At 67.0% G+C, this 23614-nt stretch carries 24 protein-coding genes; 3 read left to right on the top strand and 21 right to left on the bottom strand.

Annotated features, from left to right (window positions below; all coding sequences use genetic code 11):
• Positions 1-37: 37 nt before the first annotated feature.
• On the bottom strand, positions 38-442 hold the full coding sequence (locus METRZ18153_RS0115105) for a DUF3597 domain-containing protein (RefSeq protein ID WP_020165516.1): 405 nt from the start codon (positions 440-442) through the stop codon (positions 38-40).
• 358 nt (positions 443-800) lie between these two features.
• On the opposite strand from METRZ18153_RS0115105, the gene METRZ18153_RS0115100 reads away from it, so the two are divergent.
• Positions 801-1253, top strand: coding sequence for a hypothetical protein (locus METRZ18153_RS0115100; protein WP_020165515.1), 453 nt, complete (start codon positions 801-803; stop codon positions 1251-1253).
• A gap of 397 nt (positions 1254-1650) precedes the next feature.
• Here the strand turns inward: METRZ18153_RS0115100 and METRZ18153_RS0115095 are convergent, their stop codons facing one another.
• From METRZ18153_RS0115095 to dctP, 20 genes are all read right to left on the bottom strand, one after another.
• Positions 1651-2454, bottom strand: a complete 804-nt coding sequence (locus METRZ18153_RS0115095) for an alpha/beta fold hydrolase (RefSeq protein WP_020165514.1) — start codon at positions 2452-2454, stop codon at positions 1651-1653.
• Positions 2455-2485: 31 nt separating this feature from the next.
• A complete protein-coding gene (locus tag METRZ18153_RS0115090; protein WP_020165513.1) occupies positions 2486-3121 on the bottom strand; it encodes an FMN-dependent NADH-azoreductase in 636 nt (211 codons plus the stop codon).
• Positions 3122-3536: 415 nt separating this feature from the next.
• Entirely contained in the window at positions 3537-3863 is a 327-nt protein-coding gene (locus tag METRZ18153_RS0115085; RefSeq protein WP_232416059.1) for a hypothetical protein, read from the bottom strand.
• Between the two features lie 13 nt (positions 3864-3876).
• On the bottom strand, positions 3877-4194 hold the full coding sequence (locus METRZ18153_RS0115080; RefSeq protein WP_020165511.1) for an addiction module antidote protein: 318 nt from the start codon (positions 4192-4194) through the stop codon (positions 3877-3879).
• On the bottom strand, positions 4191-4490 hold the full coding sequence (locus tag METRZ18153_RS0115075; RefSeq protein WP_020165510.1) for a type II toxin-antitoxin system RelE/ParE family toxin: 300 nt from the start codon (positions 4488-4490) through the stop codon (positions 4191-4193). Before METRZ18153_RS0115075 ends, METRZ18153_RS0115080 begins: the two co-directional genes overlap by 4 nt.
• Positions 4491-4797: 307 nt before the next feature.
• On the bottom strand, positions 4798-5718 hold the full coding sequence (gene lepB, locus METRZ18153_RS0115070; protein WP_020165509.1) for a signal peptidase I: 921 nt from the start codon (positions 5716-5718) through the stop codon (positions 4798-4800).
• 262 nt (positions 5719-5980) lie between these two features.
• Entirely contained in the window at positions 5981-6553 is a 573-nt protein-coding gene (locus METRZ18153_RS20690; protein ID WP_081629106.1) for a hypothetical protein, read from the bottom strand.
• Positions 6554-7142: 589 nt separating this feature from the next.
• The gene (locus METRZ18153_RS0115065) at positions 7143-10469 is read right to left on the bottom strand and encodes a DEAD/DEAH box helicase (RefSeq protein WP_020165508.1); all 3327 of its coding nucleotides are present in this window, start codon (positions 10467-10469) and stop codon (positions 7143-7145) included.
• Between the two features lie 79 nt (positions 10470-10548).
• Positions 10549-11313: a DUF3379 family protein gene (locus METRZ18153_RS0115060; protein ID WP_020165507.1), complete on the bottom strand. Its 765-nt coding sequence runs from the start codon at positions 11311-11313 to the stop codon at positions 10549-10551.
• Positions 11310-11819, bottom strand: a complete 510-nt coding sequence (locus METRZ18153_RS0115055) for a sigma-70 family RNA polymerase sigma factor (RefSeq protein WP_019917232.1) — start codon at positions 11817-11819, stop codon at positions 11310-11312. The genes METRZ18153_RS0115060 and METRZ18153_RS0115055 overlap by 4 nt, the downstream gene beginning before the upstream one ends.
• 216 nt (positions 11820-12035) lie before the next feature.
• Complete coding sequence (locus METRZ18153_RS0115050) at positions 12036-12923, bottom strand: acyltransferase domain-containing protein (RefSeq protein ID WP_020165506.1); 888 nt, start codon at positions 12921-12923, stop codon at positions 12036-12038.
• On the bottom strand, positions 12914-13795 hold the full coding sequence (gene mdcB, locus METRZ18153_RS0115045) for a triphosphoribosyl-dephospho-CoA synthase MdcB (protein ID WP_029143805.1): 882 nt from the start codon (positions 13793-13795) through the stop codon (positions 12914-12916). The genes METRZ18153_RS0115050 and mdcB overlap by 10 nt, the downstream gene beginning before the upstream one ends.
• Positions 13792-14451, bottom strand: a complete 660-nt coding sequence (mdcG, locus tag METRZ18153_RS0115040; RefSeq protein ID WP_020165504.1) for a malonate decarboxylase holo-[acyl-carrier-protein] synthase — start codon at positions 14449-14451, stop codon at positions 13792-13794. The genes mdcB and mdcG overlap by 4 nt, the downstream gene beginning before the upstream one ends.
• A gap of 2 nt (positions 14452-14453) precedes the next feature.
• Complete coding sequence (gene mdcE, locus METRZ18153_RS0115035) at positions 14454-15176, bottom strand: biotin-independent malonate decarboxylase subunit gamma (RefSeq protein WP_020165503.1); 723 nt, start codon at positions 15174-15176, stop codon at positions 14454-14456.
• Complete coding sequence (locus METRZ18153_RS0115030; RefSeq protein ID WP_020165502.1) at positions 15173-16078, bottom strand: biotin-independent malonate decarboxylase subunit beta; 906 nt, start codon at positions 16076-16078, stop codon at positions 15173-15175. Before METRZ18153_RS0115030 ends, mdcE begins: the two co-directional genes overlap by 4 nt.
• Positions 16075-16389: a malonate decarboxylase acyl carrier protein gene (gene mdcC, locus METRZ18153_RS0115025; protein WP_020165501.1), complete on the bottom strand. Its 315-nt coding sequence runs from the start codon at positions 16387-16389 to the stop codon at positions 16075-16077. The genes METRZ18153_RS0115030 and mdcC overlap by 4 nt, the downstream gene beginning before the upstream one ends.
• A gap of 13 nt (positions 16390-16402) precedes the next feature.
• On the bottom strand, positions 16403-18046 hold the full coding sequence (mdcA, locus tag METRZ18153_RS0115020) for a malonate decarboxylase subunit alpha (RefSeq protein ID WP_020165500.1): 1644 nt from the start codon (positions 18044-18046) through the stop codon (positions 16403-16405).
• A gap of 2 nt (positions 18047-18048) precedes the next feature.
• A complete protein-coding gene (locus tag METRZ18153_RS0115015; RefSeq protein ID WP_020165499.1) occupies positions 18049-19398 on the bottom strand; it encodes a TRAP transporter large permease in 1350 nt (449 codons plus the stop codon).
• A gap of 1 nt (position 19399) precedes the next feature.
• Positions 19400-19882, bottom strand: coding sequence for a TRAP transporter small permease (locus tag METRZ18153_RS0115010; protein WP_020165498.1), 483 nt, complete (start codon positions 19880-19882; stop codon positions 19400-19402).
• A 27-nt stretch (positions 19883-19909) separates the two neighbouring features.
• Complete coding sequence (dctP, locus tag METRZ18153_RS0115005) at positions 19910-20950, bottom strand: TRAP transporter substrate-binding protein DctP (protein WP_020165497.1); 1041 nt, start codon at positions 20948-20950, stop codon at positions 19910-19912.
• A gap of 197 nt (positions 20951-21147) precedes the next feature.
• Between dctP and METRZ18153_RS0115000 the strand changes: the two genes are divergently transcribed.
• Both METRZ18153_RS0115000 and METRZ18153_RS0114995 read left to right on the top strand, forming a co-directional pair.
• Positions 21148-21831, top strand: a complete 684-nt coding sequence (locus METRZ18153_RS0115000) for a GntR family transcriptional regulator (RefSeq protein WP_020165496.1) — start codon at positions 21148-21150, stop codon at positions 21829-21831.
• Positions 21832-22004: 173 nt separating this feature from the next.
• On the top strand, positions 22005-23414 hold the full coding sequence (locus METRZ18153_RS0114995) for an ATP-binding protein (protein ID WP_020165495.1): 1410 nt from the start codon (positions 22005-22007) through the stop codon (positions 23412-23414).
• Positions 23415-23614: the final 200 nt, after the last annotated feature.

Genomic DNA, 23614 nt, shown 5'->3' with positions numbered 1-23614 from the left:
GAAGCGCCGGGCCGATGAGCCTGAATGCCAGCAGACCTCAGAGCAATTCCTTCGGGATATTTCCGCCGTTCTCCGCCAGCTTCTGCAGCACGGTCTTGTGCAGCCACATATTCATCTGTGCCGAGTCGCCCATCTTGTCCTGCGGGCAACCGAGCTCGGTCGCCAGCGTCTTGCGCGCGTCGAGGCTGCTGTCCAGGCCGAGCAGCTTCATCAGGTCGACGATGGACACCTTCCAGTTCAGCTTCTGCGTACTGGCCGCGGCCAGCGCCTCCAGCTTCGATACGACATCGACCTGCGAAATGGCGACCGGTGCAGCGGCGACCGGTGCGGCGGGCGTACTTACGGGTGCCGGTGCGGGTGCGGGTGCGGGTGCAGCCGCCGCAGGTGCATCGTCCTTCTTGCCGAAACCGAGCTTTTCCAGAATGGTGTTGAACAGGCCCATAGCGGACTCCTCTCTTTGCGGATGAGTGAGGCCCCCGGGGATGCACGTGAAACCCGGGCGAGAGCCCGGTGCTGCGCGTGGGGGCGGGCGATGCATCCGGCGTGAAGCCGGGTCAGGCGACTTCATGCTAACAGCCTTGCGCGTCGACCGTCACCCTGCGGCGCGCCGATGTTCTCAGGATTGGCGACGGCGACGCTGCACTGCTTCTCCGCCGGGCCATACTCCCCGCCAGTGCTGTGCAGTGTCGAAGCGGGGCCTGGTCGATGCTGGCGTACGAAGTTGTCATGACACAGGCAGTGCGGTCGGGCGCGCCCACGTCGCGTGCACCGTATCGCCCGCTGCACCAAGGGAGCGGACCGTGGATACACAGGACGATGTACTGATCGCCAATCGCGCGATGCTGGTGCATTTCGACAGCTACAGCGCGGCGCTGGTGTTCGCGAAGTGGGGCGACACCTTGCTGGCGCCGGCCCCCCTGCCTCCGTCGGCAGCCGCGCTTGCTCCAATCGGCGGGACGGCCGCGATCAAGGATGGCGATGCAGTGAAGGCGGCGGTTGTCGCCCGCCTGGGGTTGAACCCGGCCGAGCTGGAACTTGCCGTCGACTTCGATCACCAGGTATCGACCGACTCCGGTCCGGTCCGCGTGCATCTGCTGCGCTTCACCACTTTCGAGGCACCGAAGGCAGCACTCGAAGCTCACGGCGGCGTGTTCCGCCCGATCAGTGCCCTGCGCGGCGGCGCGCCGGTGGAACTGCTGCTGGCGCGCGAGGTGTTCAATCTGATCATTGGTGCGGGCGGCGGCAGGGCCTGAGCGGCGGTGAGAACGGCGACGCGACGACGACATCGCGATCGGCTGCACCCCGGTCCGGGCGCTCACGATGGCGACGGAGCGGGTTCTCTGTGGGAGCGGCCTTGGCCGCGACAGGGTCTCTGCAGTTCTCGGGCTTCGATGCAGGCCGCTGTCGGGGTCAAGACCCCTCCCACAGAACCCCGCCCTGACTCCAGCCCCGAATCAGGCGCGATCCCTGGGGGAGCGGCCTTTGCCGCGACAGGGCCTTTGCGGTCCTCGGGCCTCGACGCAGGCCGCTGTCGGGGTCAAGACCCCTCCCACAGAACCCCCGCCCTGACTCCAGTCAAGAATCAGGCACGATCCCTGTGGGAGCGGTCTTCTGACCGCGATGCGGCCGTGCTACCGCGAGAAGCCACCATCATGGCGCCATCGCCGCAACGAAGCGCACGATTTCCGCATTGACGATGTCGGGATGCGTCACCGGCGCCATATGCCCCAGCCCGGCGAATTCGACTACCTCCACCTTCGGCAGTCGCGGGATCAGAGCACGCGCCACCGCGTGCACCGACTCGGGCGACGAGGCGCCGAGCATGTAGAGCAACGGCATATCCAGCGCGGCGAAGGCCTCAAGCGGTGTCGGCTCGGTGGTCAGCGCGTGCGCCCAGCGTCGCACATTGCGCATCGATTCGGCGACCGGCTGTTGGCGCTGCTCGGGCATCGCCGCAAAGCTGCCGTCGCCCATCCAGTAGTCGATGAAATGGCGGGCCGCCTCGTGCAGGTCGCCGGCTTCCAGCGCAGCCACCGAAGCCGCTACTGCAGCGTGTATGCCCTCGGTGCCGTTCGGCTGCGGTTGCTGCGCGTCGACCACCGCGAACAGCGTGGGCTCGTAGATCGCCAGCGCGCGCACGCGCTCGGGGCAGGTCAGGGCGGCGATCAGCGCCACCGCGGCGCCGTAGGAGTGGCCGACCAGCACGAAAGATTCGCCCGCTTCGTCGAAAACCGGCCTCAGGAAATCGACTTCGTCGCGCAGCGCGATCCGGCTGTCCGAAGGCCAGTCCGGACTGCGGCCGGCGCCGTACAGGTCCGGCGCGAGCACCCGGTGACGGGCGGACAGCGCGTCGCCCAGATCGCGCCACTGCGACGACGTGCTTGCGTTCGCGTGCAGGCAGATCACCGCCGGGCCAGCGCCGGTCGAACGGACATGCGGTGTGGGAGTGGTCATCGCGCGCTCCGCCGGTGGATTGCAGCCGTGGCTAGAAGGTCGCCGCCATCGCCCGGGCCCGCGCCGCCGCCTCGGCGCGCGAGCCGGCGTCGACCTCGGGGCCGTACAGCGTCTTCTGCACGATGAGGTGGCCGACATCGGTAATGCCCACCATGCGCAGCCACAGGTCGAGATACTGGCGCTGCAGATCCCACTCCGACGACTTCAGCGCGTCCGGCGCGTCACCCACCTCGACGCCGCGCGCCAGCACCAGCACCGCCTTGCAGTGGCCCAGCATACCGAGCTGGCCGCGCTCGTCGAAGGTGAACAGCAGGTCCTTCTGCGATACCACGTCGATCAGCTGCTTCAGTTTGTACGGGATCGAGTAGTTCCACATCGGCGCGCTGATGACCAGCCGGTCCGCCTTCTGTATGCGCGCCGCCAGCGCGCGGATCTGCGCCCACACCGCTGCCTGCGCGTCGGTCAGCGGCGTACCGGTCAGGCCGGCGTACTTCGCATCCAGCGCGGCGCCATCGAACTCAGGCATCGGCTCTGACCATACGTCCAGCACATCCACCGTGCCGTCCGGATGCGCCGCCCGCCAGGCGTCGATGAAGGCGTGCGCGACTTCGATGGACGACGAGCGCTGTTTGCGGGGGGAGGATTCGATGTGGAGGAGGTGCGGCATGGGGGCTCCGGGGGCAACGATGCAGAAGAATGGGAGGGCGATTACCGCATCAGTTTGCGCGGTGTCCGTAGCGGGAATGCTACGCCTGCGATGTGAGCAATCAGGTGGCGACGCAGTTCCTGCCACTGAATCGTCTTGCCTGACGCAACGACGAGCGCGTAACGCTCCTCTGCCGAGTTGACCGCGCTGGCTTCTTGGCGATTGCTTGGCGGGTGAATGCATCGGTCGCGTCCCTCGTGCGCTTCGCAGCTGACGCAATCCGAGCCTTCGGATCGTCGGGCAGGTCACTGGTCTCGGTCGGCATGACTACGGCCTCGAGGAAAGGACGGCGCTCAGTATCGAAGCGTTGTCGGGCGGCAAAAATCCGCTGCGTGAGCGCAGCCGGGATTCAACGCAAAAAAGCCCCGCCAGACTGTCATGGATTCGGCCAGTACAAAAGAATGATGGAGTCGCCCATCCTTAACGCGCCGCCAATGATCAGAATCCATGCGAGCACTGGCGAGACGACGAGCTGCGCAATTCGCGGCCCGTACGAACCCAGCAGGGCGTGCATGAAATCCATGAACATGACTCGCTTGCTATCGTTCTCGAAGCGTCGGCGGAACTGCTCAATTTCTCGTTGCGTTTCTTTTTCCTTAAGTTTGTCGAAGTGGCGCAACAGGAGGCCAATGCAGAAGACAAACAGTCCAGCAAGGAATTTTTCGAGGAGTGGAGTCATGCGAGATGAGCGGGTGACCGTCATTCGATCGCAGTCGTCATATCACTCGCGCATGCAGCCTCACCCCCAGCGCCCGCGCGACCTTCAGCACCGTCGCAAAGCTTGGGTTGCCATTCTCGCTCAGTGCCCGATACAGGCTCTCGCGACTCAGGCCGGTGTCACGGGCGACCTGGCTCATGCCTTTGGCCCGGGCGATGTCGCCGAGAGCGCGGGTGACGCCGGAAATGTCGTCGGCGGCGTCCTCGAGCCAGGCGTCGAGGTAGGCGGCCATTTCTTCCGGCGTGCGCAGGTGTTCGGCCACGTCGTAGGGCGAAGTGCGCAGCTGCGGCGGTGCGGTTCTCTTTACTGCGGTCATGCTTCTTCTCCCCAGGCATGGGCCAGATGGATTGCGCGTTCGATGTCCTTCTGTTGCGTCGATTTGTCGCCGCCGGCCAGCAGCAGAAGCAGGACGTTTCCGCGCTGGCAGTAATAGACGCGATAGCCGGGGCCGACATCGACCTTCAGTTCGGACACGTCTTCGGTCAAATTCCGATGCGTGCCCGGATTGCCATGGATCAGCCTGTCGACGCGCATCAGTATCCGTGCGCGGCCGGCCACGTCCCTGAGGCCGTCGATCCAGTCGCGGTACTCGTCGGTCTTTTCGATACGCATGATTTCACAGAAGAGTGTAGCTTTTGGGCTACATTCGGGCAATCGAAAGGACTGCCGCCGGGGGGGGGCGGCACCGCGGCCGATAGCAGGGATTCGGGCTTACGGATTGTCCGGTGACCGTGCTCAGGCTGACATCGGCCGAAATTCCGATGTGCTGAAGTCGTGGTGGCTCTCCCGCCAGCGGCTCCAGCGGCGCGGCTTCGTCGTTGCCGGGACAGCCCTCGTCCGGCGCAGTTCTCGTTTCCGGCCGCGCGACGAAGCCTTCCCCTGCGCCGTGCAGTCGTGACAAGCGCCGGTGGTGGTCACATCAGCGCATGATGTAGCGGACTTTTCCGATGATGTGGTCGGCGGGTACGAAACCCCACACCCTGCTGTCGGCGCTCTGGTCTCGGTTATCGCCCATCACGAAGTAGTGGTCTGGCGGCACCTCGCACGTGAGTCCGTCCGCTTCGTAGATGCACCGGTCACGATGCGGAAAGTTGACGACCATCGAGGCTGTGTCGCGGGCTTCCTGCTGCCGGATGATCGAATATTCGATGTCGCCCTGTGATTCCACGAAGGCGCGCAGCCGCTCCGAAGTCTTCGGATCCATGAAGTCGGCTATTTGGCGCAAGGCGAGCGCCTCGCCGTTTACCACCAGACGGCCGCTCTTGTAGGTCACCTTGTCGCCGGGAAGGCCGATCAGGCGCTGAGCGAAGGGCACGGATCTGTCCATCGGAAATTCGAAGACGATGATGTCGCCGCGAACGAGCGGCGAAGTGATCGGTGAGCGGTGGAGGTTTACGCCGAAGAAGCTGTAGTTTCCATAACCCCATTTTTGGGTGATCAGCAGGGCGCCCCGCGGAATGGTGGGGAGCATTGCCGAAGACGGATGCCTGTTGGGCTCTCCGACGAACGCTCGAACGGTGATGACAATCAGGACTATCGCTGCCGTCGCGCCGAGCAGGCCGTACCAGCGGCTGTAGGCGGGACGGCGCTTTCCGTCCGGATAGGTCCTCGCAAGATGGTAGGCGTGCACCGCGCACGCGAGAGGAATGGCGAACTGGATCAACGTGATCAGGTATTCGCCGGACGGGGCGCTGGAATAGATCTCGCCCAACACGCCCATCGTCAGGGCGAGCAGGAAGTAGAAAAGCGCCCACCCGGGCCGTGCGACATAGAGCATGGCCCCCGGCTGCAGGAATACCCCCAGCAGCACCGCGACCCAGCGATTCGGTTTGGCGTTCATCGGATCGATTTCCTGCTTTTCGGACTATGTGCTTGGCAACAGGCTTTCCATTGGTCCCCGTGACGCCCGCCACCCTGAAGTCCGAGGTCCCCCGTCCGGATGATGAACGGCGCCACGCGGGTTTCCAGTTCGCGTCGTGCTCCGGTTTCTTTCACGGCCTGGAAATGCATCACCGGAGAAAGGCCAAGTTGTCGACGACTTGGCGATTGAGGCCGTGGTTTGTCCCGGATTGGCAGAGGAAATGAGGATCGTCCCCCGCATGTTAACAGCGCGATTTTTCTCGCCGAATTAAAGTGACTCGCGTTACAAGCAAAGCAAGCCCGGCGGCCCCGAGCACAGCGACGGAGGGTTCCGGCACAGGGGCGAGCGCAATCAGGTAACCCGCTACCGTGTCACGCGAGCTGCCCGGGTGCGTAAGCTCGTTCGCTGCCGTCCAGCAGGACGAATTTACGCAGAAGCTCTCTGCGCCGACATCTAACCATTGATTGACGATGGTCCCGGGGGATGCGTTGAAGTCAACGTATGCATCGATCCGGAACCAGCCTGCGTTCGTGAAGTCCGGACCAGCGTTATCGCTGAAGGCCAATACGCCTGTTTGCGGCGATGCACCCCAGACACCGGCCGTTGAAAGGTAATGCCTTCCGCCGTGTATCGATCCGCTGGAGGTGTAGATGTCAATGCCGCCGAACTTGTCTGTGTCGCTATCGTAGGTGAACGAGCCGTACGCCGTTCCACCGTCGTCGAACCGGAAATCAACAAGTTGCCACGTAATGGGTGCTGCACTTGCCTTGATAGCGATTAGAAAAAGGAGTGCTGCGATACATGATCTGTTCACATTTGGCCTCGTCGGGTACGTTTGACATTTAAGTTCTCGAATGAATGTCTTCGTCGCTCAGGCTGACGTTCAAGCCCCATCGTGATCCAGCAGTCCGATGGGCCTTGTTGTGGCGAGCCGATGATCTCAGCCATAGCCCGGCGCTGGAGAGATGATTCGGATCTGCCTGTGGCGAGATGAAAATTCCATTGCATCATGAAGCGATGCCTTCGGCATCTCCATCAGCCTTTTGTCTGAGCTGTATCGTCAAGACGTATGTGACGGGCCTTCGTCGCAAGTACCGGTGTTGCGGACGATCTGGTCGATGTCTATGGTTCGGGCGATGTCCCGAGAGCGCGGTTGATGCCGGAAGGGTCGCCGGCGGCGACTGCCAGCCGGGCGTCAGACGGGGACCATCCCATCTTGTGTGCGCATGTGTTCGTCCGCGTCATGGCGCAGAGTGCGGACCCGCGATGATGCAGTTCTCTTCGCGGCCCCCGCGCTTCCTGCCAGATTGCAGATGGCTCCGCGACGGCCGTCGAAATGACTTTGCATCGACAGCCGCACTGCATCCATCGTCCGAGCAACCGATGCGCCGCACTGAAGCGGCCTACTCCGCCAGCGGCTCGAACAGCGCGGCCAGTTCGTTCTCGCCGAATTTCTCCAGCGCCGCTTCGTCGTTGCCGAGGATGCCTTCGGCCAGGGCGGCCTTCTTTTCCTGCAGCGCGACGATGCGTTCTTCGATGCTGCCGGCGACGATGAGCTTGTAGACGAACACCGGCTTGTCCTGGCCGATGCGGTGGGCGCGGTCGCTGGCCTGGTTTTCGGCGGCGGGGTTCCACCAGGGGTCGTAGTGGATCACCGTGTCGGCGGCGGTGAGGTTGAGGCCGACTCCGCCGGCTTTCAGGCTGATCAGGAAGACCGGCACGGTGCCTTCCTGGAAACGGCGGACGACCGCTTCGCGGTTCTGCGTGTCGCCGGTCAGCATGACGCAGCCGATGCCGGCTTCGACCAGCTGTTCGTGGATCAGGTCCAGCATGCCGGTGAATTGCGAGAACACCAGCACTTTGCGACCTTCGGCCAGCAGGTTTTCCAGCATGTCCATCAGCAGGTCGAGCTTGGCCCGCTCTTTCACGCGCGCGGCGGCGTCGGTCTTCAGCAGGCGCGGGTCGCAGCACACCTGGCGCAGCTTGAGCAGCGCGTCGAGGATGACGATGCGCGCGCGGGCGAAACCGCGGCTGGCGATCTCGTCGCGCACCCGCTTGTCCATCGCCACCCGCACGGTTTCGTAGAGGTCGCGCTGGCGACCGGTCAGTTCGACCGTGCGCAGCACTTCGGTTTTCGGCGGCAGGTCGGCGGCGACGTCGTCCTTGCGCCGGCGCAGGATGAAGGGCGCCACGCGGCGCGCCAGCAGTTCGCGGCGGATCGGGTCGCCGTGCTTCTCGATCGGCGTGCGCCAGGTGCGCGTGAAGTCCTTCTGTTCGCCGAGGAAGCCGGGCAGCAGAAAGTCGAACTGAGCCCACAGTTCGCCCAGATGGTTTTCCAGCGGCGTGCCGGTCAGGCACAGCCGGTGCCGCGCACGCAGCAGGCGCACAGCCTTCGCCGCCTGGCTGCCGGCGTTCTTCACCGTCTGCGCCTCGTCGAGGATGAGCAGGTGGTAGTCGTGCTCGGCCAGCTTTTCGTGGTCGCGCCACAGCAGCGGGTAGGTGGTGAGGCAGACGTCGTGCTCGGGCACCTGGGCGAAGCGTTCGCCGCGGTCCGGGCCGTGCAGCTTGAGCACGCGCAGTTCGGGTGCGAAACGGGCGGCTTCGCGTTGCCAGTTGAATACCAGCGAGGTCGGCAGCACGACCAGCGCCGGGCGGTCGAGCCGGCCGGCGCGCTTCTCCAGCAGCAGGTGGGCCAGCGTCTGCGCGGTCTTGCCCAGGCCCATATCGTCGGCCAGGATGCCGCCGAGATCGTGCGCGCGCAGGTGCTGCAGCCAGGCCAGACCTTCGCGCTGGTAGGGGCGCAGTTCGATGCCGAAGCCCTCCGGCGCGTCGACCGGCGCGACGCCGTGCATGCCGCGCAGGCGTTCGACCCACTGTTCGAGCGACTTGAAGCCTTCGCGCGTCCACTTCGCATCGAGCGCTTCGGCCAGCCGCGGCGCGTCCATGCGCGACACCTGCAGCGCACCGCCGGCCGGGCTGTCGAACAGGTCGACCAGGGTGCGCGCCAGCGGCTTGATGCGGCCGGCCGGCACGATGATGCGTTCGCCTTCGGCGGTGAACAGATCGGTCGTGTCCTCGTCGCGCATGCGGTCGAGCGCGATCGGGTCCAGCCAGCGGCCGTCGCGCTTGAACAGCGCGTGCAGCAGCGGCGCGAGGTCGAGCCGGCGGCCACCGACGTCGATGCCAAGCGACAGTTCGAGCCAGCCGTTCTCGTTCTCGTCCAGTTCGGCGTGCCACTCATCGACCACCAGCACGCGGTGGCGGAAGTCCGGCGGGCACTCGATCTGCCAGCCGGCGCGGGTGAGGCGGCCGGCGGCGTCGCCGAAGAAGCGCGCCCAGGCCTCTTCGCTCTCCAGGCCGAGCGCGCCGACCGGAAGCGATTCGTACATCTGCAGCCAGCGCGCCTGCACCGGCGCGAAGCCGACTTCGCCGAGCAAGGCCAGCGCCGCCTGTTCGGCCGCGCTGTCGCGCTTCACGCGTACCGCGCGGCCGTTGGGCAGCGTCGCCAGGTCGGAGCTGTCGGTGGCGGCGAACTTCGCCTGGCCGTAGCTGAGCGCGACGGTGGCGATGTCGTACAGCGCGTGGCCGAGCGCCTTGTCGTAGCGGCGGTGCGGCTTCACGTGCCACACCGGCAGGCTGGCGAACTTCAGCACCGGGCGCAGCGCCTCTTCGATCAGCGGCAGGCTGGCTGCGTCGCGCCCCAGCGGCGACGGCAGCGCGGGCGCGGCCTGGGCCAGCGCCTCGGCCACCAGCGGCAGTTCGGCGGTGGTGAGCAGTGGCAGCTCGAGCACCGCCTGCACCGCTTCGCGCGCAGGGTGTGTGATTTCGCCGGCCAGTCCGCGGGCGACGTCGAGATACCAGGGCGGGTCGGTCGGCAGCGTCCAGTCGGCCGGCGGCGTGCAGGCGAGCAGGGCGCGCACGCCGAGCTTTTCGGTCTGCCATTCGAGCTGACCGGCGCGCGCTTCACCCGGCTTCAGCGCGCGCGCGTCGTCGCTGCCCTCGTCGGCGCGCACGAAGCAGCGACCGGTGTCGAGCGCGGCGCGCAGCACGGCGAGGCCGTCGGCGCCGCGCAGTTCGAAGGGCACGAACACGCTGGTCGCGCGTTTGCGTATCGCGTCGCGCAGCGTGCGGAACACCGGCAGATCGTTGTCCTGCACGAAGGAAGGCGGCTTCAGCAGCGCCTGCTCGAAGTTGAACCAGGGCTGGCTGTCAGCGCCCGGCGTGCTGTCGCGGCCGGCGCGGTCGGTAAGTTTGGCCTTGAGCAGGCGCAGGTCGGCCGGCTGGCTGCCGCGCGGCGTGATCAGGTAGGCGATCGATTCCTTGGGTGCGGCGCGCTTGCGCGAGGCGCCCGTCGGTTCTTCGCTCAGGCGCTTCTGCAGCGTCTGCGCCCAGCGCAGCACCTCGGCGCGCGGGCGCTCGATCAGTTCGCCCTGCTTCTTGGCCGCCAGCAGCAGGCCGACCGCGTGCTTGCAGCGGTTGCCGACCGGGCAGGAACAGCGGGTGGCGATTTCCAGCGTGCGCTCGCCGAAGTACTCGCGCCGTTCCAGCCGTACCGTCACCTGGTAGGGCTGCGGCCGGGTGCCGCGCACCAGCGCGCGCAGCGTCGGCCCTTGCACGTCGATGTCGCCGACCCGCGTCACGTACTGGCTGCCGCGCACGATGGTGTCTTCGGAGAACATTTCTCCGAGCATCCGGTTGTCGAGCTGGGACAGCAGGCGGGTCAGTTCCATCGCGGGCGAGGCACGGCAGCCAAAAAAATGGACGCAGGATTGTAAACCCTGCGCCCCGTCGTGCCATGAAACTGCGGTGTCAGCTGCGCGGCCGGACACCCCGCTCATTCACCGTCAGCGCCGCGGAAGGCGCCCAGCTCACGTGCTGGTGCAGCATGCCGGCCGCCTCGCGCGCGAGGTCGGTGTCGCCGGCCACCACGGCGACCATGCCCTGGCCGCCTGCTTCGACATGCACCCCCATGCCGCGGTGGCTGGCGGTGATGGTGCGCACGCGCTCGTCCTTCTGCGGCAGCAGCAGCAGCGTGGCCGGGCCCTTAGGCGTGTCGAACACGATGTGCCAGCCGGTGCCGCCGGGCACCGGACACAGCTTCACGTAGCGCACGGCGGTCATCGGCACCTTCACTTCGGCACCGAAACTTTCGAGCACCTGCGACACGCGCTGCGGCTCGATCAGCCGCGTGCTCATCAATGCCTCCGGTTCGTGCATCACGTGCTCGACCGCCAGCGCGACGCGCTCGCGGTCGGGTGCGGTGTGCCAGTACTGCACGCCCAGCCCGAGGCTGAGCACCATGCTGGCGGCCAGCGCCCACAGCTTGAGCGGCGAGCGGGTGCGCGCCCGGCTGCCGACCAGGATGCGCTCGGCCAGACCGTCCGGCACGTCGATCGCCACCGTCTGCTGCAGCATGCGTTCGCCGGCGTTCACGCGGCGCGAGAAGGCTTGGCACGCGGGGCAGGCGATCAGGTGTTCCTCGGCTGCCTCGGTCAGGCGGCGCGGATCGGCCAGCTTTTCGCGGCGGAAGTCGATGCAGTTGAAAGTCATGGTCTTGTCGTCGAGGCTGCTCACGATTCGGCCCTCCGCGCCGGCTGGCCGGTCAGTGCGCTACGCAGTGCCTGACGGGCGCGGGTCAGGCGGGTCATCACCGCGCCTTCGGTGGTGTCCAGCATGTCGGCGATCTCTGCGCACGAAAAGCCGCCCAGCGCCTGCAGCACCAGCGGTTCGCGCAGCGTCAGCGGCAGGCTGCCGAGCAGGTTTTCCATTTCGAAGAGCTCTATCGGTTCGTGGTCGGCGGCGATCTGCAGGTCTTCCAGTTCGACGTCGACGTAGTCGAACTGCTTGCGCTCGTACAGCCGCGCGTGTTCGCGGCGCACGATGGTGATGAGCCAGCTCTTGGTGGCGGCGGAGTCCTTGATGTCGTCCCACGATTTCCAGGCGCGGGCGAAGGTTTCCTGCACCAGGTCCTCGGCGACGAACTTGTCGCGACACAGCCACCAGGCGAAGCGGTACAGATCCGGGCTGAAGGCCCGCACCGCCTGTTCGAAGCTCTTGCGTTTGCTGAATCCGAGTATCACGACATCGTCCGTGTGTGCGCTGACAACCCTGAAGACCGGGAGGCAGAGGGCAACCTTACATGGCTTCCAAAGGAATCGCGCGCGGTCGGTCGCGGGGGCCAGGGTTTGTGGGAGAGGTCTTGACCCCGACAGGGGCGGTGGGCAGTACGCGGCGCCGGGATTCTGTGGGAGGGGTCTTCTGACCCCGACGGCGGCGGTGGTTGGCGCGTGGCGCGCCTATCCGGCCATCCGCTCCAGCCAGTCGACCACCGCGGTGTCGCCGCTGAAGTCGTCGACCGCGCGCACCGGCAACTCCGGCGCACGCTCGGCCAGCATGCGGGCGAGGGCGTTGCAGGGGCCGATTTCGAGCACGGCGTCGGGTGCGTATTCGAGCACGGTGTCCATGCAGGTGGACCAGTCTATGGTCTGTGCGACCTGGGCAGTCAGCGCGCGGACGGCATCGGCAGCGTCGCGCTGCGCGCGGCCGTCGATGCCAGCGATGACTGGCACGGACAGGCGACCGCTTGCCCACGGCGCCAGCGCTTCGGCCAGCGGTGCCCGCGCGGCGGCGAGCAGCGGTGTATGCGACGGCGTGTGCACCGCGAGACGCACGCAGCGACGGGCGCCGCGCGTGGGCAGAGTGTGTTCCAGCTCGATCAGCGCAGTGCTTGCGCCGCCGACGACGAAGTGGGCGTCGCCGTTGCGGATGGCGATGCTGCAGCCGCTGCCTTCGAGCGCAGCGCGCAGTACTGCTTCTGTCAGGCCCTGCACGGCGAGCAGGCCGGACGGCTGCGCGGTGGCGGCGTCCATCAATGCGGCGCGCCGTGCAGCCAGTGCGAGCCAGTCCTTGAGCGGCAGACCGCGCGCCAGTGCAAACGCGCTCAACTCGCCCAGCGAGTAGCCGGCGAACAGCAGCGGTCGCGGCAGCCGCGGCGCGAGCCGGCGCCAGCGCAGCGCGTGCAGCGCGCTGATCAAGACCTGTGCGGTGACGTTGCTGGCCAGATCGTTGCTGCGCAGCGCGTCGAGAGCCGGCAGCCAGGCGCGCGTCTTGGCGTCGGCACGCAGTTCGGACAGATGCTCCGCCGTCTGTCCGCCCTGTCCGCTGAACAGCACGATCAGCCGCACGCCGCACCCTCCAGTTCGTGCAGGAACAGCGTCACCGCCAGCAGATCGGCCGCGCCGCCCGGACTGAGCCGGCGGGCGACGAAGGCCTCGTGCGTGGCCTGCGCCTGCGCCGCCCAGTCGTCGGCGAACACGCCGCCCGCCGCGATGAAGCTGCGCGCCGTGCCCTGCGCGTAGTCGAGACCGATGCGGCCGCCGCGCCACAGCAGATTGCTGTCGTCCAGCCGCGCGATCAGCACGAACAGCGCCTGCACCGCGGCGCGGTTCTGGCGGTCGTCACCGGGCGCGGCGAGTACCGCGCGCAGCGCCGGCAGTGCCGCGTCGATCACATCGGGAAAGCCGGCGGCCGCCTGCTCGCGCGCACCGCCGGTACCGTGGCGGCGGGCGACGCGCAGGCCGTGGCTGTCCGCATGTGGCGTGCCATCGGCGGGTCGTGCGGCGACGATGTCGGCGCCCCAGCAGGTGGCGACGGTGCGCGCGACGTGCGCGGCGTCGGCCGTTCCGCTCAGCGCCGCGACACGTCCGGCGGCGGCGCACAGCAGGCCGAGGTTGAAGATGGCACCGCGGTGCGTGTTGATGCCGCCGGTGGCGGCCAGCATCTGCGCTTCGGCGGCCAGTCCGAGCGACTGCAGCGTGGCGAAGCCGGCGCCGTCGGCTCCAGCGCGGGCGATGTCGCGGAAATAGTGGCGCAGCGCGAACAGGCTGCGGAAGAAGATCGACATGTCCATGTCGTCGTGGCTGCCGTTGTCGATCGGGCTGACCAGCCCCGGCTTGGGCGCCAGCGCGACCTCGCGGTAGAGGCTGCGCACGGCGAGCCGGCCGATGCGTTCGCAGTCGGCGACCGGGGCCGGAGTGATCCGGGCGGGCGCGTTCATGCGGCGCAGCTCCGTGCCGGCCACAGATCGCCGACGTCGATCAGCACAATGCCTTCATCGGATTTCGCCAGCACGCGACGCGGGCTGCGGCCGTCGAGTGCGGCCGCCAGTTCGCGCCAGGCCACCGCGTGCGCACCGCAGCGGATTTCGCCGTCGAGGCGCAGCGCGCCGTCGGCGTGCCGCAGCAGCGCGAGCAGCGCGGGCAGCGGTGCGGGGTCTTCGAGGTCGAACAGCAGGTCGAGGTCGCTGTCGTCACGCAGACAGGGTTTGCCGCTGAGCGACTGCCACAGCAGCGAACCGTAGACGCGCGGCGTGATGCCAAGCGCGGTGCAGCGCTCGGCGAACGCATGCAGCGACGGCCGGTGAGCGGCCGGCAGTGCGTCGAGCAACGACGCGAGCGGTGGCGGTGGCGTGCTGCGTTCGACGTCGGCGCGCGCCGCCGTCAGCGATACGCGACGGCGCACCCCAGTGCCGGGCAAGGTGAGACCGAGGCGCACGCGCTCGGTCGGCAGGTCGTCACTGCGCGCACAGACCAGCGGTCTGCCGGCCCTGCGCCAGGCTTCGACATCGGCGGCAGCTGCTGCGCTGCAGGCGGCGGGAGTCACCGCCGCGCCGGCGCGCAGCCAGACCAGGTCGTGACGGCGCAGGCGGTGCATGGTCAGGCGTCGAGCGGTACGCCGGCGACGCGCTCGGCCACCGGCTGCGCCAGCGTGCGGCCGCCGCGTTCGCGTCCGAGTGCGGCGCGGCGGTCCTCGCCGCCGGCTTCGGCGATGGCCTGCTGCAGCGCCTGCGGCCAGTCGTCGCTGTCGGACCACAGCGCGTGGATGGCGCCCATGCGCGCGTAATTGCTGGCGCCCGGCGCGAACACCGGCGAGCTCTGCGCCAGCGCTTCCAGTCGCTCGGGCGCGATCTTGGTCACGCGCGCCATCGCACGCAGATCCATCACCTTCACCTGGGCATCGGGCAGCGCGCAGATGCGGTCGGCCAGCAGGCCGAAGGCAAGGAAGCCGCCGCTGACCGCTTCGCCGTGGATCAGCGTCACCAGCCGGTGACCGCTGCGGCGGGCGAGGTCGACGCAGCGCGCCATGTGGGCGAAATAGCCGTTCAGGCCCAGCAGCTCCTCATGGCGCGACAGCGCCTGGCCCTGGGTCGATGCGATGAACACGATGGGGCGCGGGTCGCCGCTCACCTGATCGGCGCGCACCGCGTCGAGCACTGCCTGCGACAGTTTCAGCGCCATGTCGGTGGTGAGCGCTGCGCGGTCGCGGGTGCCGATCACGTGCACGCGGCCGGCTGCGGATTCGGCGTGGCCGGCGAGGTTGTGCCCGTCGAACGCGACCGTGTGGCCGGTCGGAAACAGGCGGTCGAGCAGGGCGTTCATGCGGCCTCCGTCGGCGAAAGAGGAGCGAGCAGGCGGTTGAAATCGGCGGCGTCCAGCATCGGGATGACCGCGGGATCGGGCAGGCCGAGCGCGCGCCAGATATCCAGGCCGTCGCGCGCATCGGCGTGGCGCGCAGCGCGCAGCGTCAGCGCCCGCTGGTCGGCGTCGAGCGCGGCGAGGTCGCGCGTCGGCACCGGCCGCGCGAGCAGCGCGCGCGCGGCGTCGCGGAAGGCGGCGATGTCGTCGTCCACCAGCAGGGCGGCGTCGCCGAGGCTGCGCCTGAGCTTGCCGCCGGTCACCCGCCACACGAGAGCGCGGTCCTTCGAATCGAATTCATCGACGCCCTTCACCGTCTCGATCACCTCGGGGCCGGACAGGCCGAGACGGCCCTCTTCCGACATGACGAGCGCGTCGCACAGCCGGGCGACGATGCCCATGCCGCCGAAGGCGCCGCACGATCCGCCGATCAGGCCGTAGACCGGGATGCCGTCGGCGCGTGCGGCGAGCAGTGCGCGCATCAGTTCTGAAATCGCGATCAACCCGGCATTGGCTTCGTGCAGTCGCACGCCACCGGAGTCGATGGCCAGCAGCACTGCCGCCGGCCGTGTGTGGCGAGCGCGCTCGAACAGGCCGCGCAGTTTGGCACCGTGGATTTCGCCGACGGCGCCGCCGTTGAACTCGCCCTGCTGGGCGCCGACCAGCACCGGCCGGCCGTCGAGCGTGGCTTCGCCGACCACGACGCCGTCGTCGAAGGCGACCGGCAGATCGAGCGCGGCCAGATGCGGGCTGGTGAGCCGTTCGTGCGGACCGCACAGCTCGCGGAAGCTGCCGGCGTCGACCAGGCCGGCGATGCGGGCGCGGGCGTCGGCTTCGAACCAGGAATGTCGTTGCAGGCGGCTCATGCGCGGTCCTCCAGCGCTTCCAGCGCCTGGTCGAGGCGCAGGCTAACGACGGCCGGTGTCGCGCCGGCGTCGTTGATCGCGAGCGCGAGGCCGCCGGCGGCGTGACGGGCGACCGCGTCGGCGAGCACCGCCTCCCAGGTGTCGCGGAAGCCGTGCGCAGAGGTGTTCACTTCGATGTCGCAGCGGTCGGCCATGCTGCCGCGGTCGACCAGGATTTCCAGATTGCCGGAGGACACGACGCCGCACAGCGCGGCGGCCGCGTCAGCGCGCGCGCAGGGCGCACTCGGCAACGAAAGGGTGAAACGTTCCATGTCGGGTCTCCGGTCACCAGTTGCGGAAGCGGCGCGGCGGGTCGTACAGGCCGCCGGAGGCGCGCACCAGATCCTTGATGCTGCGTGCGGCGAGCAGGTCGCGTGTGGCGTCGCGCTTGTCGATGCCGATGTCTTCGGGGCGGCGGATGACGCCGCGGTCGCGCAGGTTCTCGACCATGCGCGCATCGCGCGCGCGGCCCACCAGCGTGTAGCCGGCCACACCGCGTATCGCCTGTTCGCGTTCGGCGGCGCTGCGGCACAGCAGCAGGTTGGCGATGCCCTCTTCGGTCACGATGTGGGTCACGTCGTCACCGTGGATCATGATAGGCGGCAGGTCCATGCCCATGTCCTCCATCAGCTGCCAGGCGTCCAGCCGATCTACGAAGGCCGGCGCCATGTGTTCGCGGAAGGTTTCGACCGTTTGCACCACCAGCTTCTGGCCGCGCGTGGCGATGGCGTCGCCGGCGCGCTCGCGGCCGGCGCGCAGCCAGGCCGGACTGGCGTGGCGCCGCCCGCGTGCATCCGAACCCATGTTCGGCGCGCCGCCGAAGCCGGCGATGCGGCCCAGCGTGGCGGTCGAACTGTTGCCGGCGAGGTCGATCTGCAGCGTCGAGCCGATGAACATGTCGCAGGCGTAGAGGCCGGCGGTCTGGCAGAAGGCGCGGTTGGACCGCATGCTGCCGTCACGGCCGGTGAAGAACACGTCGGAGCGGGCGGCGACGTAGTTCTCCATGCCGACTTCGGAGCCGAAGCTGTGCACCGATTTGACGAAGCCCGCCTCGATCGCCGGGATCAGCGTCGGGTGCGGGTTCAGTGCCCAGTGGCTGCAGATCCTGCCGCGCAGGCCCAGCGATTCGGCGTAGGTGGGCAGCAGCAGTTCGATCGCCGCGGTGTCGAAGCCGATGCCGTGATTCAGGCGCTGCACGCCGTACTCGGCGTAGATGCCCTTGATCGCCATCATCGCCATCAGCACCTGGATTTCGGTGATCTGTGCCGGGTCGCGGGTGAACAGCGGCTCGATGTAGTTGGGCCGCGGCGCGACCACGAAGGCGTCGGTCCAGTCGGCCGGGATGTCGACGCGCGGCAGGCGATCCAGCTTTTCGTTCACCTGCGCGATGACGAGGCCGTGGCGGAAGGCGGTCGCCTCGACGATGGCCGGCGTGTCCTCGGTGTTCGGGCCGAGGTAGAGGTTGCCGTCGGCGTCCGCCGCCTGCGCGGCGATCAGGCACACGTCGGGGGTGAGATCGACGAAGTAGCGGCCGAACAGTTCGAGGTAGGTGTGGATGGCGCCGATGGCGATGCGCCGTTCCTCGACCAGCCGTGCCAGCCTGTTCGCCTGCGGGCCGGAGAACGAGAAGTCGAGCCGGTTCGCGATGCCGCGCTCGAACACGTCGATGTGCGCCGGCAGCGCCAGCACCGACTGCACCATGTGCAGATCGTGCAGGCGCTCGGGCGAGCAGTCGGCCAGCGATTCGGCGAGGAAGTCGGCCTGTTTCTGGTTGTTGCCTTCGAGGCAGACGCGGTCGCCCGGCTCGATCGCCGCTTCCAGCGCGGCGACGATGTCGGCCGCGGCGATCTGGCGGCCGCGGGTGAGCGGCGCCAGCCGTTCGAGCCGGCGCGCCCGGCGCGCCGCACGTTGATTCCAGGGCGCGCCCATCTTCAGCTCCCCTGGTAGTGGTCGGGCAGCCACATCGCGATGCCCGGCATCAGGCACAGCAGCAGCACCGCCAGCAGCATGAGCCAGATGAAGGGCAGCACGCCCTTCATGATGGCCTTGAGCGGGATGTCGGGTGCGATGCCGTTGATGACGAACAGGTTCAGCCCGACCGGCGGCGTGACCAGACCGGCTTCCAGCATGATGGTCATGATGACGCCGAACCAGATCAGGTCGAAGCCGTGCGTATTCAGCGCCGGCAGGATGATGGGCGTCACCATCAGGATGATGGCCACCGGCGGCAGGAAAAAGCCGAGCACCAGCAGCAGCACGCACACCGCGAGGAAGAAGCCCCACTTGCCTATCGGCAGCGTCACAAGCCACTGTGCCGCTTCCTGGGTAATGTTCAGATTGCTCATCACCCAGGTGTAGAGGAAGGACATGCCGATGATCATCATGATCATGCAGCTTTCCTTCACCGTGCCGTTCAGGATGACCTTCAGGTCGGCCCAGCGGTAGCACTTGTAGATGGTCATCACCATCAGCAGCGAGAAGAAGGCGCCGATACCGGCCACTTCCGACGGCGTCGCCCAGCCGCCGTACAGCGCGATCATGACGATGGCGATGACGGCGAGGAAGGGCGCGAAGCGCGGCAGCGATTCCAGACGTTCCGCCCAGCTGTAATGCTCCTCCTGCAGCAGCGCGTGCGAACCGTCGCCACCGGCGTCGGCCGACGCGCGCGCCTGCGCCTTTTCCTTCTTGTAGCGCCACATGACGTAGAGCGCGAACAGCAGCGTCAGCAGCAGGCCCGGGCCGACACCGGCCATGAACAGCTTGCCGATCGACTGTTCGGTGGCCAGGCCGTACAGGATGAGCGTCAGGCTGGGCGGGATCAGGATGCCCAGCGTGCCGCCGGCGGCGATCAGGCCGGTGGACAGGCCATCCGAGTAGCCGCGGCTGCGCATCTGCGGAATGCCCGAGCTGCCGATGGCCGAGCAGGTCGCCGGGCTGGAGCCGCACATCGCCGAGAACACCGAACAGGCCAGCGTGTTGGCGACACCGAGGCCGCCCGGTACGCGGTAGAGCCAGCGGTTCAGCGATGCGTAGAGGTCTTCGCCGGCGCGCGACTTGCCGATCGCCGCGCCCATCAGCACGAACAGCGGGATGGTGAGCAGCGTGAAGTTGTCGAGTTCGGCGTAGATGGTTTCGGTCACCAGCGCCAGCGACGACAGCGGCATGAAGAACAGCATGAACAGCAGGGCCACGCCACCGAGCGCGAAAGCGATCGGCATGCCCGAGAACAGGCCGACGAAGGTGGCGACGGCGAACAGCAGAGACAGCGTGAGCATGTCCATGTCAGGCCTCCTTGCGGCGCAGCGTCTGCAGCGCCAGTTCGAGTGTCAGCGTGGTCATGCCGAGCGCGACGAAGAGATACGGAATCCACAGCTTCGGGCCCCACAGCGAGGGACTGGTCTTGCCGTCGGCCCAGGCCTCGTGAAAGAACTCCCAGGCGTTGAAGGCGACGAAGCCGCAGAAGGCGAAGGTGAGTACGTCGGCCAGCCGCTGCCGCAGCCGGTTGATACCGGCGGGCAGCATGGTGTCGAGCAGGTCGATCGCCACATGGCCGCGTTCGGCCTGGGTGTGGGCCGCACTCATGAAGGTGGAAATGATGAGCAGCATGACGCATAGCTCGATTTCCCAGTCTGTGGGCCACTTGAGCCAGTAGCGCACCGCGACCTGCCACACCAGGATGCCGGCCGCCACGATGATGACGGCGCCCGACAGATAGGCGGCAAGCCGGTTGAACCGGCGCAGCGCGCCGGCAATCAGCGAGAACATGATGGAACCCTCCCCAGGCCGGTCGCGTTACTTGACCGAAGTGGCCATGTCCATCCAGGTCTTGCCGTCCTTCACTTTCTCGGCAAAGTCCTTCCACGAGGTCTTCTGGGCGAGCGCGCGCCACTGGTTGAACGCGGCCTCGTCCATGTCCACCACCTTGATGCCGGCCTTGGCGAACACTTCGGCGGCGCGCTCGTCGTCCTTCTTCGCCTCTTCCATCGCGAACTTCTCCAGGCTCAGGCCGACCTCGACCAGCACCTTCTGCTGTTCGGGCGTGAGCTTGTTGAAGGTGTTCATCGAAATGAGCAGCGGCTCGAACATGTACCAGAAGCTGTGATCGCGACCGGTGGTGAAGGACTTCGACGTTTCGTACAGGCGGAAGCTGATGTGCGAGGTGGAGGAGGTCAGAGCGGCGTCGAGCACCTTGGACTGCATGCCGCTGTAGATCTCGTTCGACGGCACGTTGGTGATGGCGGCGCCGGCTTCCTTCAGCATCACGTCCATTTCGCGGCTGCCGCCCCGGAACTTGCTGCCCTTCACGTCTGCCGGGGTGACCATGGGCTGTCCGGCCGAGGCGATGCCGCCGGCCTGCCACACCCAGGTCAGGATCTTCATGCCCTTCTCTTCCAGATGCTTTTCGAGCCGCTGGCCGATGGGCGAGGTGCGCCAGCGCAGGCCCTGCTCGTAGGAGGTGATCAGCGCCGGCATCAGCGTCAGGTTCACTTCCGGCACTTCGCCGCCGCCGTAGGCCAGCGGAAGGACCGACATGTCCAGCACGCCCTTGCGCAGCGCGCCGAACTGGGTGTTGGTCTTCATCAGCGAATTGCCGGGATAGACGGTGATCTTGACCTGACCCTGGGTGCGCTTCTCGACTTCGGCGGCAAACTGCTTGGCGAGCCGGTCGCGGAAGTCACCGTCGGGTGTGGTGGATGCAGGGAACTGGTGCGACAGCTTCAGGGTGGTCTGGGCAAGCGCAGGCTGGGCTGCGCCCAGGCCGATGGCCAGCAGGGATGCGGAAAGGGTGGTCGCGACAAAGCCGCGCAGGACGGAACGGCGCTGGGATTTCATGCAAGTCTCCTCCAGTCGATTGGATGCATGGTGGTGATGCCGCACCCCCTTGTTCTGTTCGCTGGGGGCTCCTTCGCGGCGGATACGTCAGATCAGTTCATGTATGTAGAAAAGTCAAACGTGTATACACGATAGGATTCGGTGTATTCAGAGTCAAGCTTTGTCTATACTTTTTTGTAATGAGCAAGGAGCCCCACATGGATCACGCCCCGGCGCCACTGCGCCTGTCCGAACAGCTGTGCGAAAAGATCGAGGAACAGATCGTCACTGGCGCGCTGCGTCCCGGCGCCCGGCTCGACGAGCAGGAGCTGGCGGCGGAGTTCGGCGTGTCGCGCACGCCGATACGTGAGGCGCTGATCCAGCTGGCGTCGGCCGGGCTGGTCGACACGCGCCCGCGGCGCGGCGCAGTGGTGGCGGAGATCGAGCCACACCGCCTGTGCGAAATGTTCGATGTGATGGCGGAACTGGAGGCGATGTGCGCGCGGCTGGCGGCGCGCCGCATCACCGAGGACGAGATCGCGTCGCTGCGGGCGGCGCACCAGGCCTGCGAGGCGGCGCGCGACGCCGACAACCCGGACGCCTACTACTGGCTCAACGAGCAGTTCCACCGCAATATCTATATGGCGAGCCACAACGGCTTCCTCGCCGAACAGGCGATCAGCCTGCACCGCCGGCTGCGTCCCTACCGCCGGCTGCAGCTGCGCGTGCGCAACCGGATGAAGGTTTCCTATTCGGAGCACCAGTCCATCGTCGACGCCATCGTCGCCGGCGATGGCGACCTGGCCGCCGACCGCATCCGTGGTCACATCCAGGTGCAGGGCGAGCGCTTCACCGACCTGGTGGCGTCGGTCAGGCAGCTGGCGGCACAACCGGTGCAATGAAACAGGGTGAGGCGGGCGTTTGTGTTTATGAGAATGCCGAGTTCGTTCAATAAAACAAGGGGTTGAATTGCACCTTCCGTTAAGGTAAAAACTTTTATATTAAGTTTTCGACCTTGGACATGAGCGTTCGGACGGCATGGTCGTTTTACGGGCGTCGAGCCGAGCTGCAGCAGATGCAGAGCATTCTCGAACGCCGCCGCTGGTTCTTCCTGCAGATTTCAGGGCGTCGTCGCATCGGCAAGACGGCTCTGATACAGGAAGCCTTGCGCGCCGCTGGCGTCGCACGGACGCTGTACATCCAAATTCCCGACTCGGACCCGGCTGGCGTGGTGGCCGCGTGCAACGGCTATCTCGAAACCTTCGGCATCGAAGGGCGGGTGACCAGCCTTGGCGAGCTGGCCCTGCTGATCGGACGACTTGCGGAAGAGGGTTTCGTCGTCGCTCTCGACGAGTTTCAGTATTTCCATCGCAAGCAGCTCGCCGACTTCTGCTCGCTGCTGCAGGCTGAGGTCGACCGCCTGGCCGCGAAAGCGGCCGATGTGCCCGGCGGCCTGATCGTGCTCGGCTCCCTGCACGCAGAAATGACGGCCCTGCTCGAGGACAGGGACGCGCCCTTATTCAACCGGACGACGGACACACTGGAACTGGGGCACCTCGATATCGCATCGGTGCTGGAAATCCTGCGTGCACATTCCGATGACGATCCCTGGCGCCTGCTCTTCCTGTGGAATCTGTTCGAGGGCGTGCCGAAGTTCTATCGCGATGCGTTCGAGCAGGGCGTTCTGGGAGCGGACCGGAGGACAGTGCTGCGCAGCCTGTTCTTTTCCAGTTCATCGCCGTTGCGCAACGAGGCCGACAACTGGTTCCTGCGCGAGCTGCGCGGCCGTTACGACATGGTTCTGCAGTTCCTGGCGAAGCACCCCGGATGCACCAACGCCGACATCGAGGCGGCGATGGCGGATCTGTCCGGCCCCGGCGAGGTGCGTCAGGTCGGCGGCTATCTGAAGATACTGTCCGAGCGCTATCGCATGATAGAGCGGCGTCTGCCCATATTCGCCCCGCCGAGGGCGCGAAGCGGCCGCTACTACATCCGCGACAATTTCCTTCGCGCCTGGCTGTCGGCCCTGCAGCGCCCGGTGTCTGCCGTCGCATTCCGACCGGTCGAGGGCCTGATCGATCAGGCCGACGAGCGGCTCGCGGAGGTCGAAGGCCATGCGCTCGAAGATCTGGTCGGTCAGATATACGAAGAACGCAGCCGTCGTGGCATGGGCGATTTCCCGCTGAGCGAGCGTATCCAGGGCTACTGGGACCGATCGGACGTCGAAATCGATCTGGTCGCGATCAACGAGGATGAATGCCGTATCCGTTTTGGCTCGTGCAAACGCAACCCGCTACGCTTGCTCGCCTCGGTCGAGGGGCTACGGACCAGCGCCGGGCGGTTTCTGCAGGCGCACCCGCGTTTCGCTGGCTGGACGGTCGAGTACGTGGCGATCGCTCCCGAGGTCGATCCGGTGCTGAGCGCCAATCTGCAGGTTGCAGGCGTGACCGTCCAGAGCTTGCGCGATCTGACGGCGGACATGTAGGCGGGCGAAGCTGTGGCGCCGCCTTGTACAAGGCCACGCCGCACGCCATAATCCGCGGCATGCGCCCGACGATCATCATTCCTGCTCCGTATTCCGGCCTGCGTTGGCGCAAGCCTGCCGCCTGAACCGCCCTCCCGGCACGCCCTGCGTGCGCCCCAGCCCTCCCTTCACCATCCGCCCGTCGTCGCCGGCCGTATCTG

The organism is Methyloversatilis discipulorum, from assembly GCF_000385375.1.
Taxonomy (GTDB): domain Bacteria; phylum Pseudomonadota; class Gammaproteobacteria; order Burkholderiales; family Rhodocyclaceae; genus Methyloversatilis; species Methyloversatilis discipulorum_A.
Note: the sequence above shows the minus strand (reverse complement) of the source record. Positions and strands in the feature narration are given on the sequence as shown.